The organism is Prevotella histicola (assembly GCF_055385135.1).
Genome location: NZ_AP043793.1, coordinates 872,360 through 889,366 on the forward strand (window position 1 = coordinate 872,360; position 17,007 = coordinate 889,366).

At 42.9% G+C, this 17,007-nt stretch carries 6 protein-coding genes and 1 pseudogene; 6 read left to right on the forward strand and 1 reads right to left on the reverse strand.

Annotated elements, in window-relative coordinates; translation table 11 throughout:
• The first annotated feature begins 345 nt into the window (after positions 1-345).
• Positions 346-951 carry a DUF6088 family protein gene (locus tag ACZ48L_RS03700; RefSeq protein WP_025792289.1) on the forward strand — a complete coding sequence of 202 codons (606 nt, stop codon included), beginning with the start codon at positions 346-348 and terminating at the stop codon, positions 949-951.
• Positions 944-1,951 (forward strand): nucleotidyl transferase AbiEii/AbiGii toxin family protein, encoded by a 1,008-nt coding sequence (locus ACZ48L_RS03705; RefSeq protein WP_025792287.1) that lies wholly within the window; start codon positions 944-946, stop codon positions 1,949-1,951. Before ACZ48L_RS03700 ends, ACZ48L_RS03705 begins: the two co-directional genes overlap by 8 nt.
• A gap of 83 nt (positions 1,952-2,034) precedes the next feature.
• Here ACZ48L_RS03705 and ACZ48L_RS03710 read toward each other — a convergent pair.
• Positions 2,035-3,765, reverse strand: a pseudogene (locus ACZ48L_RS03710) (helicase-related protein); the annotation flags it as partial.
• A 323-nt stretch (positions 3,766-4,088) separates the two neighbouring features.
• On the opposite strand from ACZ48L_RS03710, the gene ACZ48L_RS03715 reads away from it, so the two are divergent.
• The 4 genes from ACZ48L_RS03715 to ACZ48L_RS03730 all read left to right on the forward strand — a co-directional run bounded on the left by ACZ48L_RS03715 (position 4,089) and on the right by ACZ48L_RS03730 (position 17,007).
• Positions 4,089-4,808 (forward strand): porin family protein, encoded by a 720-nt coding sequence (locus ACZ48L_RS03715; protein WP_025792285.1) that lies wholly within the window; start codon positions 4,089-4,091, stop codon positions 4,806-4,808.
• Between the two features lie 17 nt (positions 4,809-4,825).
• On the forward strand, positions 4,826-6,028 hold the full coding sequence (locus ACZ48L_RS03720; RefSeq protein ID WP_464722032.1) for a PorT family protein: 1,203 nt from the start codon (positions 4,826-4,828) through the stop codon (positions 6,026-6,028).
• Between the two features lie 36 nt (positions 6,029-6,064).
• The gene (locus tag ACZ48L_RS03725; protein WP_464722013.1) at positions 6,065-7,624 is read left to right on the forward strand and encodes a T9SS type A sorting domain-containing protein; all 1,560 of its coding nucleotides are present in this window, start codon (positions 6,065-6,067) and stop codon (positions 7,622-7,624) included.
• A gap of 83 nt (positions 7,625-7,707) precedes the next feature.
• A complete protein-coding gene (locus tag ACZ48L_RS03730; RefSeq protein ID WP_464722014.1) occupies positions 7,708-17,007 on the forward strand; it encodes a SpvB/TcaC N-terminal domain-containing protein in 9,300 nt (3,099 codons plus the stop codon).

Sequence of the window (17,007 nt, forward strand, 5' to 3'; positions counted from 1 at the left end):
AATTGGGTTCTGCGGGATTTAGTGTGAGTTAACATATGTCTAGATCACCATAGAAGAATAGAATCGCTATCCGATAGCGTTCGGCAGTACCATATCCTCTGCCGATGGTCTTGATTTCTTCATACAGACTACAAAGATACGAATTTCGTGCCGCTTAATGCGGGATACGGCATGTTAATTCACACTAAATCCCGCAGAACCCAAAATTGAAAATACGTACATTAATACTGGCATAGCTCGCTAAGCTTGTACTTTTTTCCGTTTTTTGTGCTGATTATGAGATTTTATATGTACCTTTGTTGTCGTGAATAATGCATTATTTCACGACAAAATACAATTATAATTATGACAAAAAGCATTGAAAGTGAAATACTTATAAAATCAAAGAAGCGCGGACGTGGTTCTGTGTTTTTTGTGGGGGATTTTATTTCGTATGGCAATCGAGATGCCGTTAATAAGGCTTTGGAACGTCTCGTAGAAAAAGGACAGATGCTTAGGGTTGCACGTGGCATTTATTGCTACCCCAAAATGGAAAAAGTATATGGCCTGGGTATGGTTCCTCCATCGCTTGAGGATATTGCCAAAGCAATGGCAAAAAGGGATGGCGCAAGAATTGTCCCAACGGGGCTTTATGCCCAATACCAGTTAGGACTGACTCAACAGATACCGATGAACATAGCTTACTTAACCGATGGCGTCTCACGTACTATAAATCTTGGCGAAGGGAAAAACATAAGATTCAAGCGCGCCTCTCCCAGATATTTCTCCATCCGTAGCCGGTTGGCCCTTCTCTTAACAACAGCCCTTAAAGACTGGAAAGTAGAGAACCTGACTAATGAGCAGGTTGCTACCATTAAAATGAAGTTAAACGAAAATCCTCACCTTCAAGTTGCCGACCTCAAACTGATGCCATCAAAGGTAAGGGAATTTATAGTTGGTCTATATGAATAGGTTTCTTGGATTATCCGACTCACAACGGAAAAGCGTCTATGAATCAATTGCAGATAAAGTTGGGTTACCCGCACAAGTGATAGAGAAAGATTTTTGGGTAACTGCAATCTTGCAAACTATCTTTTCACTTCCTATAGCAGAGCATCTCGTTTTCAAAGGCGGCACAAGTCTGAGCAAAGGTTGGAAACTTATAGAGCGATTCTCGGAAGATATAGATGTTGCTGTCAATCCTGTTTTTCTTGGTGCTCCTGAAGGAGATCTCACAAAAAAACAAATCAAGAAATTGCGCAAGGCATCATCGCTTTTTGTTTTAGAGGAACTAACCCCTATGATTTGTGAAGAACTAAAAAGACAAGGCTTGCTGTCGTTTGTCACAGTTAATGCCCAACCCAATGGCGAAGGTGACACCACCTATCCCGAGCCACGTCAGATTTATCTTCACTACAAATCAGTTTTTGACAAGGAGATTACATATCTCCGCCCTGATATTGTATTGGAAGTGAGTGCACGTTCATTGCTTGAACCGACAGAATCAATACAAATTAAAAGTATTATTGGAGAGCATCTTCCGATTACACCATTGGCTGACAGTGCCGTTTATACTGCTATTCCCTCAAAGACATTCCTTGAAAAGGCGTTTTTGCTTCACGAACTCTTCTCCATTCCCGGACACGGAATGATAGCAGAGCGCAAGAGCCGACATCTTTATGACCTTTACGTCATGATGAATAAAGATTTTGCAAAGAAAGCCATTGCAGATGATGCATTATGGGAATCTATTCGTCATCATAGAGAAATTTATACTTCAGTGAAAGATGTGGATTATACTCCTGATGTACGCAAACGTCTCAGGATTGTCCCCCGGAAAGATATTCTTGAAGAATGGAAATCAGACTATCAGGCAATGATGGAATCAATGATTTATGGGAAAAAACCTTCATTTGAAGAACTATTAGCTGCACTATCCGAACTTCAAGAAAGGTTTAGGATAAGCAAATAGTAAACAACACAAGTAATCTATTAGATTTTGGCAATAACAAGCGTTATTTGCCAAAATCTAATAGAGAGAACTAAGGAATAACATTAAGGATAATGTCGCCATTTCGGTTTGAAACTCTGCGAATGTTTCTCCTCTTCTGCATCCTGAACAGAAAGGTTATCATTCCCTTTCCCGACAGAATGATTGTTGCCAGACAGACCCTCTCCTTGTTTCATTTCATCCTTTGCATCTTGTTCCTCTTCCGGAGGTGAAAGTGTTAAGGCTATTTTTCTGTCCAGCTCCGCAGCTTCACTTTTAAGTGAGCGAAGCTCGTCCTCTTTTTTCCACGAGCTGTTTGCAATAGTAATGTAAACATCCTTATTGGCTGTTACTTTCTCCATTTCCTTCTCGTGCGACTCTATCACCTTTGGAATACGCTCCAAGGCGTTAATGAAGTTCTGACACGCAAGTTTCGGGTCAGTTGCCAACTTTCCATTATTGTAAGTGTAGTAGATAGACTCCTGCCCTTTCACAAAGAAGCGATTCACCGAACAGTCAAACAAATCCTTGGAAGTGCTCTCTGTCTTGACCATAATGGAGAAACCATAGATTTCGCCAATTTTGTTGTACTCCCCTTTGGTGCGAGCTTTCTCGTCTATTTCTTGTAAACGTGCAGCAATAGCCTTGATATCGGTGCTGTCTTCCACACCTTTGATTGTAAGTTTATTTATAGGTGTACCTTCATCATCACGCTCCACACGCTTCTCAAGGAGAGCTAAATCAGACTGTGCCTCTTTGATTTTGTCCGTATGGAAGGATACAGAACTCTCAATCTCTGCCAACTTGCCCGTTGCGGCATCACGCTCACGGAGGAAGTTCTTGCGCTCGGATTCCAAGGTGGTAATCTTTTTATCCAATCTGGCTTTTTCCAAAAGGTCGGTATTACCTGAAAGCACTGCTACATATTCTGAGAAGTTCATGCCGCTGTCCTCATCCATTGAACCCTCGTCAATGGTACGACTGCCAAGCGTATTGGTCTTCAACTGATTGATAAACAATTGCTTGTTATGCAGCAGATTGAACTTGTAGCTGTCCAGTGACCGCTCTACAGCATAGATAATCACATCAACCTTGTTGTCCGCAAACTCCTTGGCGATAAGGTTTCCCTTGCGCGCAGCTCGTCCGTTACGCTGCTCTAAGTCCGAAGGTCGCCAAGGCGTGTCCAAATGATGGACCGCAACGGCACGTTGTTGAGCATTCACACCAGTACCCAACATAGAGGTAGAACCGAAGATAATGCGGATATCCCCACGGTTCATAGCATCTACCATCGCCTTCTTTGCCTTCTCGTTCTTGCACTCCTGAATGAAGCGTATCTCGTAGGACGGGATGTGATAGTCTTCTACCAGCTTACGCTTGATTTCCGAATAGACATTAAAGTCTCCACCGGGCTTATAAGTACCTAAATCAGAGAAAACGAACTGCGTACCTTTCTGTGCGTCGAACTTCTTGTAATAGTCATTGAGTAGTTTCGCACAGTGGCTCGCCTTGTTGTCGATATGGTCTGAGTAGCCATTTTCATCAATCATGCGTAAATCCAAGCTCATCTTGCGGGCGTAGTCTGTTGCAATTAGCATCTTTGCCCTTTCCTCGCTCTCACTCAGAGGTGCACGTCCTAAGATTGTGGCATCGCCACTCTTGGCAAACTCCATCAGCTTGCTAATAAACACCTCCTGCTCGGGTGTCGGTGGTATGTTATGCAGTATCTCATTCTTCTCTGGTCTGTCAATGCCGATGTCCTTGGCAGTGCGAAAATCGCATATCTCCGCATAAAAGTAGTGGGTATGAATGTAATTGGCTGATTACTAATAGAAAGCAGAATATATGATATAATTAAGGTGAACGATTAAGAAACGAGCGAGTTTCTTTTCCTTTCTTTATTCTGCAATACTTCAAAGACCAATAAATACGGCAAAGATAGTAACTAAAAATGAAATATCCAACAAACTCAATGGATTTTACCTCTCGTCCACAGTTTTTCATACTATTCATTCCTTTTACAGAAAATTAAGCCTACAAAAATGTTAAATTTACGATAGTTACGGTTGATTTTCACTGTTTTTCGTATTTTTGCAAAAATTATTAAACAGTTAGCAATATGAACATCATCAAGTCAGTCACCGTATTAGCACTATGTCTCTCATGCGGGCATTTATCCGCGCAAGATTCCGCCTTCAAGTTAGGCATCCGCTTAGGTGGCGGCATGTCTGTCACTACTGGTCTGGATAGGATTCTTGTTCCTGAAGACTATTATTCCAATTACAGTTCCAAAGACAAGTGGCAGCTTACGCCAACAGTTGGTGTATTTGCTCAGTATCATGTTGATGGTTCCATCATAGGTGTTGAAGGTGGATTTAGCTATTGGCAGAAGGCTTCACAGCTTGTCTATAATGATAATAAGGAGTTAAACTATAAGGTAACACCTCGTTATAATTACATTGGCGTATCTGCTCTGTTGAAGATTTATCCTTGGCGCAAAGGCTTCAATATTTCAATTGGAGGACGCGCGGGAGCTAACCTTAATGGCAAGGGCATATCTTACGAGAGTAATCAAGAAGACAGTAAGTTTGCAAACTATCATTTTGCCACTGTCGATGAGACGGAACGTCTAATGAAAGAGAAGTTGACAGGACAGCCAGATATTGCTGTTGGCGGTGGTTTTGGATATGAAATAGGCAAGCATTGGAATATAGACTTACGTTACTTCCTCGGATTGAACTCTACCATTAAGACAGAGCGTAATGACTATAACTGGGCAGAACATTCAACCCATGGACAGAACATAGAGCTAAGTATCAGCTATCTTTTTAAACCTTAACCCTTATGAGTTTATCTATGAAGGACAAGAGCAACAGGAAAAAACGTTATATTCTGGCAGGAATCTTTCTTGGCATAGCTACTCTTTTTGGTATAGAACGCTGTGTTAATGACGATCCAGAGTCTGAGCAGCGTATAGAACAAAAGACAGCAGACAAGGCACCATCACAATCTACTACACCGCATGTCTCTTCTTCTTTAGACAAGACAAAAGTGCAGAAGGATTCGGGACGTTCAGATTGTGTATATAATAAGCTGGGGAATGTGCCCCGAAACGTTACAAGTATCAATACAAGGAGAATTAAAAAATCAAGCAGGACAAGAAAAACTGCTAATGGCAAACATTCCTCGTCAGAGCAGCCTATCCTTTCTCCATCATTATCAACTGACCTTTCATATTTAAACGATAAAACAGCCATTAGAAAACATGAGATGAGCGAACCAGACAATGAGCCAACAAATCTGAAAATAGGTGAACATGTTCTTGACAACTCTATGAATAGTCAGCCCTCCATCGTACAGGAGAATCCGAAAGAATCACTATCTTTGATAACTTATTCTTTTCCTCACTATCACCTTTTTCGGATAGGACTCAGAGCTGGAGTTGGTTATTCCAGCATTTCAGGATTAAGCAGTATTATTGAGAACTATGATATACGCCCTACTTTCACAATGAGTGAACGTGGTGGTGTAAATCCTCGTATTGGAATCTTTGGCACATGGCAATATCGTAGATTAGGTGCTGAGCTGGGCATTGATTACACCCGTATTCTCAGCAAGCTGACAGAGCATAAGATACCTGAAAATGTAACCGAGACTACACGATTTCATTATAATTTCATTACTCCACAAGTCCTGCTTCGTTTCTATGCTTTCCCAAAGTTCTATATGGGAGCAGGAATTAGTGCCGCTATTCCGTTTGGTAGCCGTAATATCGACTTCACCAATGACCGCATTGGAGAGGTATACCGACAGCAGGCTGAACGTACCCAAGATCATCTGAGAGAATCTGTCAAAGCACGAGTAGTATTCATTCCTACTATAAAAATTGGCTATGTTGATATAAAGAACGGTCTTGAGGCAGGACTGGAATACGGTTTCGGATTTAATGATATGCTCCGCACCAGTGCCAATGACTATGGCTATCAGGAGCGTATGAATAATCTTCAGACTGTCAGCCTTACCATTGGTTACAGTCTTCCTATTGGCAAAGCTAAATAAGCAGCATAACTACAATCATATTAAAACGGTCTTTAAATGAAACATAAATACCTCACAGCAGTTTTCTTCTTTCTATCCACTCTTTCTGCTACTGCTCAGACCCCTGGTGGTGTAGATAAGCCAATGGTATGGTCACACGATTCTACCTCTGTCCGTGTCTCTGCTGGTGCTGGACTTACCTATATAGGCGTAAGTAAGGTATATGGCGAAAAGGAGCAGGCAATATGGTCTCTTGGAAGTGGAAAAGCTATTACCCGTATACAGACAACTGAACGTGCTGCTAACCTTGGCGATGGTACATTCATGAATTATGCCAAGGACTCGTTGCCTGAAATGCGACTTTATAGCTATACGACCTCTTCCAATATGGGTAATGGTCAGACTTTGCATATCGGTCGGAATGGGAATGCTAAGTTGCCTGTAAAGAACCTTGATGGTAGGACTGTTGAGTATACTGTCTTCGATCGCCGCCTTTCTGATACAGAACGGTGCCGTGTGGAAAGCTATCTTGCTTTGAAATATGACGTGAGCCTTCGCAGCAGTTACCTTAATTCAAGAAGCGAGGTTATTTGGAATGGGTATACCAACAAGGACTATAGCCACCGTATAGCTGGTCTTATCTCAGACAAAGCCTCTGCCCTGCATAAGACAAGAGCCAAGAGCTGTGAGGAAGACGGTTTTCTTACAATCAGTATGAGTAAGCCTCTTGAAGATGGTGAGAGTATTCTTTGGGGTGACAACAATGGTAAACTTTCTTTCCGCCAGAGTAAGGCTTACGGCAAGTGGCTTGGTAGAAGATGGATGGATACAGTAACACGGATTGACAAGCCTAATGTTGATGTTGTAGCTGATAGCAAGCAGCTACGCCAGATACAGCCTCTTGCAGAAGGTGAGAGCTACTATCTTGCCGTTGATCCTACAGGAACGGGTAGCTTTTCTGTCAAAACTCTAAGCTATCATAAGGCAAATACGACTGTTGGTGACAGTATTGTCTTTAAGAATATACCGTTAGGAAGGCGTGATGTCTTCACGCTACGAGCTGCCAAAGATATGTTTACGACAATAGAAGTAAAGCAACCAACGGAGAAGAGCGGTAGTACAGGAACACTTTCTGTCAGGGTAACAGGTGGTATCGCCCCTTACAAGATGACCCTACAGAGAGAACACATGTCTGTTTTCAATCGTACCACAAGTGACAGCATACAGTCTGCTGACGGACTCATAGAAGGGAAATACCTCCTTACAACGACAGATCATGTGGGCAATAAGGCAGAGAATGAGTTTCAGATATCTAAGACGGGTATCACAGAAATTCCTTCCATGAACCCTTCTGACGGAAGTAGTGACTTCTTTGCGAATGTAAGTGTAAGTCCTAATCCAACGGCAAATGGATATGTCAGTGTGCAGGTGGAACTGAGCGAAGTAGCTCCATTGGATATGGCGCTCTATACGACGGGTGGAGCTCTTGTCAGTCGTCAGACGAATATGCCAGATACATATTTCTCCACTAAAGTCTATCTTCCACAGCCGGGTGTTTACCTATTGACACTGCAAAGTGGTAGCAAAGAAAAGACATTTAAACTGGTGAGAAAGTAATCCTCTTTTTATCCTTTATAAAATTTTCCAACGCAAGTATATATACTAAGGACCTTTAGGCCTGAAACAAAATAGCAAGAATAATGAAGTATTCTACACATTCACTCCTCCTTCCGTTCCTGTTGCTAGCAGGAATCATACTAAACTCCTGTAATGGTGGAAGTAATCGTTCTGCTAAAGAAACTGTAATCAGTGATTCTACATCCAGTGATACAGTCTCTTCTGTACAAAAAGATAGCACTTCCCGAAAGGCTACTTCCTTACGAACACAAGTTAAGAATAGTATACAGAACTCTTCTGTGAAGAGATTCTCCAAAGAAGTTATAAGAAATCAAAAGAGGAATCGTGTAGATACTCACAAGCTGAACAGGAAATCTGCAAGACTTTTTGCAGATTTAGGCAAACGTACCGTCAGTAAGTTCTTTACCAACTCCGACAGCGATACGCTCAATGTTGGACGAGCCCAGCTTGCCGTTCCACGTGAGGCTATGGCAAAGGGTAAAGTTCTCAGTATTACTCCACTTAGAAAGGGTGAACTACCAACCTTACCTACGGGTATGGTGAATGTTACAGGTGGCTGTGACACCTTAATGGCAAGAACCGATACGGTGTCAGGTTATCGTTTCTTACCTCATGGCAATCACTTTGTCCATCATCTGGCAAGTATTGCAGTACCTTATGACAGCACGTTGATACCGAAAGGCTATACTGTAGATGATATCCACACCTATTATTATGATGAACTGCACCAACGCTGGACAATGCTCCAGTCGAAAGGTATTGATACTAAACGTGAGGTGGCAATGGCAGAGACTTCACACTTTACGGATGTTATCAATGGTATCATCAAAGTTCCTGAGAGTCCCGAGACACAGAACTATGTCCCTACAGGCATCAGTGAGTTGAAGGCTGCTGACCCAGCAGCAGGTATTCAGCAGATTGAAGCTCCATCAGCTAATCAGAATGGTACGGCAACACTGTCCTATCCTTTCGAAGTTCCTGCAGGGCGTAATGATATTGGTGTAAGTGCCGGCTTACAGTACAGCAGTGAGGGAGGCAGTAGCTTTGTAGGCTATGGATGGAGTTTTCCGGTGCAGAGCATTGACATAGAGACCCGATGGGGTGTACCACGTTTCGAAGATCAGTACGAAAGTGAGAGCTATCTCCTCATGGGACAGCAGCTCAGTGATCGACTCTATCGTAGGACTGATTCTCTGGCAAGACAAGCTGATAAGCAGTTCTATCCAATGACTGAAGGTGGTTTCAGTAGGATTATCCGAAAGGGTAACAGCCCGAAGAACTATTACTGGGAAGTGACAGGAAAGGATGGTACAGTCTATAGTTATGGTGGTCATGGTGGTCATGTCAGTGATGCAACCTCTCTTACCGATACCAAAGGTAACCGTATCAAATGGGCACTTGACCGTGTTACCGATGTTCACGGAAACTTTGCCGCTTTCCATTACATGAAGTCTGGCAATAACCTTTATCCTGAACGCTATACCTGGACAGGATTCGGGGAGACGGAAGGATTGTATAGCATTGAGTTTGATATTGACTCTACAGCCACAGACCGAAAAGATGTGACGAGTAGCGGAAGACTTGGCATTATGCAAAAGGACAAAGGGCTACTCCGTAAGGTCATAGTGAAGAATAATGGTCAGCAGCTCCGCAGCTATACCTTAAACTATGAAGAAGGACCGTTTGGCAAGATACTGCTAAAGAGCATTGATCAGAACGATAGTAGGGATGGTAAGGTTGCTACACAATCTTTTGACTATTACAATGACCTCAAAAATGGACTTTTCTCTTCTAAGGCAGAATTATGGAAGGCCGAAGGAGAAGATTACGAGGCATTCCTCAGCCATTCGGTTCGTGGGTGTGATGACAATCTAAGTCTTCTTGGTGGTGGAGCTTCAAAAAGCCACACTACGGGTTGGGGAACAATGGTAGGTATTGGCTTCGCTGCTGGAACAGTAAATGTTGGTCCATCTTTCTCTAATAGTAAGAGTTCAAATTCTGGTAAAGTTGCTTTTGTTGATATTGATGGTGACGGACTACCCGATAAACTCTTCAAACGAGGTAACCAACTTTTCTATCGTAAGAACATGAGCGCAGATGGAAAGAATTTACTCTTTGGAAAAACTATATTGGTATCAGGGGTAAACTCTTTCTCTGATGGAAATAGTACCACTCACTCTTTTAATGCTGATGCAGCTGTTGAAGTTGGTATTTCAAGTAAACTTAAAGCCTCTGCTGGAATTTCTTATACACATTCAAAAGAACAAGACAAGACAACCACCTATCTTTATGATTTCAACAGTGATGGACTTACAGACATAGCTATCAATGGTCAGGTCTATTTCAATCATATTGTAGATGGTAAACCTGTATTTAGTCCTGCAAGTAATGTGACAGCCAATCCTATTATTGGTGAAGGAGCACCTATTGATAAGCATTTTATTCCAGACTATAAGGTTATCCGTGACTCCCTGGAAAAGGAATATCCCCTGAATGATGCCGTCCGGATGTGGTGCGCACCTTTTGCTGGCAAGGTCAACATACAAAGTACTATAAAAAAACTTAGCAATCAAGGTGATGGTATCATCTACAGCATTCAACATGAGAGTGATGGTTTTATGGTCCGCGACTCTTTATTACAAGCTGGTAGCAAAACCAACAATCTTAATTGTGATGTAAAAGCAGGAGACAGAATATTCTTTCGTCTTCAGTCCCGATATGATGGTGAGGATGATAAGGTTCTTTGGAATCCTATAATTACTTATGTCTCTTTACCTGTTGGCAAGGATCGGTATCTGTCAGAAGACTTAAAAACATATAATAGCAAGGCTGATTATATAGAGGGTGAAAACAATATTGCGTTTTTTAATCGTACTGGTAAGGTTACGCTTCACGCTCCTTATATGAAGGGGAAGACTTCTGATGATGTTACACTTATCGTCACACGATTGGATCATCATGGTGAAACGATTGTAAAACGACTTAAACTTTCAGCTGATAGTGTAGTCAATGGCTCCTACGATTATACTGGTAACATTAATGAGAAAGATTCTGTTTCATTCTTCTTTGAAATTACAACCACATCCCCAGTTGATTGGACAAAAGTACAATGGGCGGGTAGCTATAATTATGAAGATGACCAAGAAAGTGTACGTTTTGTAGCATCTCGTAGGATGTTCAACAAGCCTGTTAGTATAGCAGAGAGCAAAGTGTTGAAACAGGGTGTTACCGTATTAAATAGGAAATACCGTCCTAAACTTTTCATTGTTCCAACACTCTCCGTTGTACGTGAAGATAAAAAGAATGACACAGATACTACTACTGTTTACCTTACTTTACATGATCAAAACGGACTCCCCGTATTGCATCACACTTGTCGTCTGAATACTTCCAATACGCTCAAGGTAGATACTATTGTAGTTACAGACACAACACTTATTAAACGATTAAATACAGGTAAGGTGACTGCTACTTTTGCAATAAGTAATGAATTAGCTAAATCTACTTATGCTAAAGTTAGTTTCTTACGTGATAGCCTTTCTTACCAAAGTGCCACATCCACAGTTGTTATTGCTGAACAGCGTGTTCTTGTGGATACGTTAGAGGCTTGTGTATTCTCTGGGTATAACTCTGTTGATTATGGAAGGCTCTACCGAGGATGGGGACAATTCGCCTATAATGGCAATAAGGCCTATGCCACCCAGCCAATAGAAGTATCAGCACTGACCATTGACAGGGATAAATATAAGGATATAGCCGAGCATTATCATTCTACCCACGATGGGAACAGACTTGCAGAGAGTCTTACTCCTGTCAACGAACAGCGCTTCTTTGTTATGGGATATGATGCAAATAAGAGGATGTATGTTGGTGGATCTGAGCATGTCTTTGTCTCTTTAGATACAATCTGTAGTTCTCGTATCGGCGAGGATGCTATTATAATTGACAGTGTTCATTATGCTAAAAATGCGGGCGAATTGTCTGCACCTGTACTTATGAGTGAGTCAAAGAGTAATGGCTATGGTGTAAGCGGTGGAGTCTCTTATGCAGGACTCAGTGGCAGTAAGAGTACACAGACTTCTTATAGCAAGGTGGCTCTAATGGATATCAATGGTAATGGTTATCCTGATTGGTTAGAGGAGGTAGATGGCAATATTGTTACTCAATATACCAATGCAACTGGTACACTTGGGAAAGGTCGCATGAAGTTAAATGTCAATCGACCAAAATTTAAAGCAAGTTCTTCTACTATAGGAGCAGATGCTAGTCTATCAAAACGGGCTTCGTCAAAGAGTGCTTTAGCTATCAGTATCAACCCTAAACCACAAGACGATGAAACATCAGGCGGTAGTGATGGACATAATTCATCCAATGGTAATGCTATCTCCAGTGTGTCTGTGAGTGCAAGTGGGAACTTTACTTCTGGAACCTCTCATACAGAAAGTGATTGGACTGACCTTAATGGTGACGGACTTCCTGATATGCTCTTTGGTGATAAAGTGAAGTTTGGTCTTGGATATGACTTTACAAATGAAGAGAATAGCGGTGTTACGTCATTGGAGTCTTCTGAAAATAGCACATGGGGTGCAGGACTTGGTACATCCATTGAAGTTCTCGGTAATGCCGATATATCTTTTGGTGTTAATGGAACGAAGACAACAACAAAGTATAATGTATCTTTTATAGATGTTAATGGCGACGGTTTACCTGATATGGTAACTCGTAATGCTGAAAAGTTCACCATAATGCTGAATACGGGTTCTGGATTTATTCCTTATTCCGAAGAACAACAAGGTCGTTTCAATGAGTCATTGGCAACGTCCGTTTCTCAATATGGTAATTTTGCTGTTTCCATTCCAATACATATTCTGTTTTTAAAACTAAGGTTTACAGCTAAGGTTACCAAATCTTGGTCAAGTGGAGTTAGCCGTACGAGTGCTGCCTTAAGGGATATAGATGGCGATGGAAGACCTGATCTTATCATATCTGACGGAGGAAAGCAGCTTATTGTTTATCGCAACCTTACGGGAAGAACGAACATGCTGCGCTCTGTGACGCTTCCTTTCGGCGGACATATCAATATCAACTATGAGCAGACAACTCCAAGTTACGACTTGCCGGGACGTCGCTGGGTGATGTCATCGGTTGAGACGACAGGTGGATACAAGGAGAACGGAGCGGTACGAAGCAGGAATACCTTCGAATATAATGGTGGCTATCGTGACCGTCGTGAGCGTGACTTCTATGGTTTCAAGCAGGTACGTACCAATCAGATAGACACAGAGAACGGTGACAGACTCTATCGTTACTCGGTACAGACCTATGGCAAGAACAGGGATTACTATGCACATGGACTTGTTACGAGTGAATATCTCTATACCGCTGATGGAAAGAAACTGCAGGGAGCTGTCTATGACTACGACCTAAAGACACTCGCCGTTGGTCATAACACGGCTGATGCTGTTGTCTTCCCTGCCCTAAAGACGCTTGTTCAGAGTAACTTTGATGAAGCCAGTGGAGACAGTCTTTCGGTTGCTGTCAGCAATACTTACGATGACTATGGTAACCTACAGGGATATAAGGAGACTACAACGGGCTATAGCTTAGAGGCAGATATCAACTATCATAAGATAGCCGACAAGTATATTGTCAGTGTTCCGAGCCATATCACTGTCAGCAGTGGCGGTAAGACTTATCGTGAACGCAGCACGAAGGTGGACGGTAACGGTGAGATAACGGAGATCGTGCTTCATAATGGTGACAAGCCTTCTGTCTATAACATGACTTACGATGGCTATGGTAACATCACACGCATGACGAAGCCGGAGAACTATAACCATCAGCGTATGTTCTATGCTTATACGTATGACGACCGCTATCACAGTCTTGTGACAAGTGTCAAGGATGCATACGGCTATAGCTCCAGTACGGCTTATGATGGTCTTTGGAATGCTCCGTCTGTAACGACCGACCTTAACGGGCAGAAGATGGAATATACTTACGATGCCTTAGGACGTCAGCAGACAATCCGTGCTCCGTATGAGATAGAGAGCGGTCAGCCGTTTACTATCCGCTTTGAGTACTTCCCTGCAGAGCGTAAGGCACATACCATTCATTATTCTAAGGAAGGCAACATAGATACCTACACCTTTGCCGACTCGCTGATGCGTGCCGTCCAGACAAAGCAGACAGGTGTGGTGTGGTCTGGTGGCAGCAATCAAAAGGTCTCCATCGTCAGTGGAAGGGCTGTTATCGATGCCTTCGGACGTAATATTGCGACTTATTATCCAATGACGGAGAGCCATGGTAATATTGGTACTTACAACCATGCTACAGGTGATTTGCAGGCAAAGACAGAGTATGATGCGCACGACCGTACCATGAGTGTTACGCTTGCTGATGGCAGTGTGACACGCACAGCCTACAGTATCGGCAACCATGACGGTGAACCAATGCTCCAGACAACAGTCACGGATGCACTGGGACGACATGCGGAGAACTATACGGATGCCAAGGGACGTAACCGGGAGACGGTGCAGCATGCCCGTGGTGAGGATATCACGGTGAAGTACAGCTATGACCCTGTCGGTCAGGTGATGACAGTTCAGCATCCTAACGGTAGGGAGACGAAGTATGCCTATGACTTGCTTGGTCGCAAACTGATGGTGAATCATCCTGATGCAGGTGAGACGGATATGACTTACGATGCGGCGGGTAACCTCCTGACGAAGCTCACGGCAGAGCTTAGGAAGTCGATATCTGACAAGGGCTATATCTCTTACACCTACGACTTCGAGCGACTCCATGAGGTACTTTATCCAGAAAATCTCTTTAATCGTGTTACTTATACCTATGGTAAAGCTGGCGATAAGTATAATCGCGCTGGTCGTCTTGCCCTCGTAGAGGATGCGAGTGGCGGTGAAGCCTATTACTACGGTCGACAGGGTGAGGTGACAAAGACCGTCCGTACGGTCATGGCGAGCGTGGCGGATATTAGGACTTATGTCTATGGTGCTACCTATGATAGCTGGAACCGTGTGCAGTCGATGACTTATCCTGATGGTGAAGTAGTTACCTATCACTACAATGCTGCTGGACAGGTTGAGCGTCTTACGAGCAATAAACAGGGACGTCAGAGCGTTATTGTTGATAGGATAGGTTACGACAAGGAGGGTCGTACGGTCTATACGAAACTCGGTAATGGCACGGAGACTACCTATACCTACGACAAGCAGCGTGAACGTCTGCAGGTGATGAACCTTACAGCGGACGGTCAGACTGTGATGGAGAACAGGTACCAGTATGATGCTGTGGATAATATCCTCGGTATTACGAATGCTGCCAACCCAACGTCGCTTACAAAACTCAATAGGGCGAAGTTAGGAGGAAGGAGTTCGCATACGTATGAATATGACGAACTAAACCGCCTTATTCATGCAAGCGGTAAGGCTAAGCGTGCATCGTATGATATGGTGATGTCGTTCGGACGGATGAGTGAGCCGCTGACAAAAGTTCAGAAGGTGGACTCAACGAGAACTGCCAAGTCTTATAACTTTGCTTATAAGTATGAGGACAATAACCATCCGACGGCTCCAACGCAGATTGGTAACGACCATTACACATACGATTCCAACGGTAATCCAACACTGGTAACGAACGATTCGGCGAACACTACCCGTGAGATGTATTGGGATGAAGACAACCGTCTGATGGTTCTCTCTGACAACGGTAAAACAAGCCGATATACATACAATGCTGCTGGTGAACGCATCATGAAGAGTTACGGCACGATGGAAGGTGTGTATATCAACGGAGCACCACAGGGTATTACCTTCCACGAGACGGACAACTTCACACTTTATCCTGCAAGTATCCTCTCTGTAAACAAGAATCGCTTTACAAAGCATTACTTCATTGGTGACAAACGAGTTGCTTCAAGGATAGGAACGGGTCTGTTCAATAACGTCTATGGGCGTAACGGCTCATATGTAACGGCTGGTCAGCAGGACTATGCTGAACGCATGAATCAAATACAGAAGCAGAAAGAGGCTTATTATAAACAGCAGGGCATTGCCCCTGGTGTACCTACAATGAAGGGTGCGTATGGTGATCCAGAGAATACGGGTGTAGGGTATAATGCCGTCCTCACCGAACTCGGTAACCATGATGTGCCACAGGGTTGGATTCAGACTCCACGCCCCAACACCACACCAAATACAACCCCCGGTCCACCTGTAAGCTGGAATGACCCAAGCAACCCTGGTGACCCACAGGCTGGTTATGGTTACATTGCCAACGACACAACGAAAGAGGAAACCTTCTTCTATCATAGTGACCACCTCGGTAGCACATCTTACATCACAGATGATAAGGGTAACATCACCCAGTATGATGCCTACCTGCCGTACGGCGAACTCCTCGTTGATGAACACAGCAGCAGTGAAGACCTACCGTACAAGTTTAACGGCAAGCAGTTTGATGAGGAAACTGGCTTGTACTATTATGGTGCAAGATACATGAATCCTATGGCAAGTATTTGGTATGGTGTGGATCCTTTAGCAGAGAAATACATTAACATTGGTAGTTACATTTATTGTCATAGCTCTCCTATTATGTTGATAGATCCTACAGGTGAAGGCGATTATTACAATAAAAGTGGAAAGTTACTAGGAAATGATGGAGTGAAAAATAATAAAGCTTATCTTGCCACTTCCGTTATAACAGATAAAAAGGGTGTTGTCACAAGTGCAACGGATAAAAGTTTATTACCCGTTACTAATGATGTCTTAAATCAGTACGCGAATACAGTGGCACAAGAATCGTCAGGTAATAAACAGGAGTCGTATGCCTTGGCAAGTGCCATATCTAATTTATCTAAATATAAGAAAAAGAGCATTCTTGCAACATTAAAAACCGAAGGTATTTACGGGTTTAGAGATGGTGGATACAAAACGGATTATGAAGGTAATGCCGAATACAGTATGGAGGCTGTAATAAATGCCTTAACTAATGGTAAGGATTACTCTAATGGCGCAATTAGGTGGGATGGCTTTGATCTTGCTGCGAGAGGTTTTAATCATCCTAAGCCTAAAACTGCTGGTGTAGAAATTAGTCCTGCAGATTTTATGCATTTTAAGGCCGCGTGGCCAGCAAAGCTCATTAAGGCCTATAGTGCTGGAAAGTATACGAGTTTCTCTTCTAATTTTCATTCAGGAAGTCATCCTGCAACATATGGATCGAATAAAGGGTATGTACTATATTCATCTTCGGCTGCTTATGGTAGGACTATGTTTTGGAAGGCCAATTTAAATGCGACAAGAAAAGTCGCTGGAAAAATAGAGACATACAAACATACATACTAA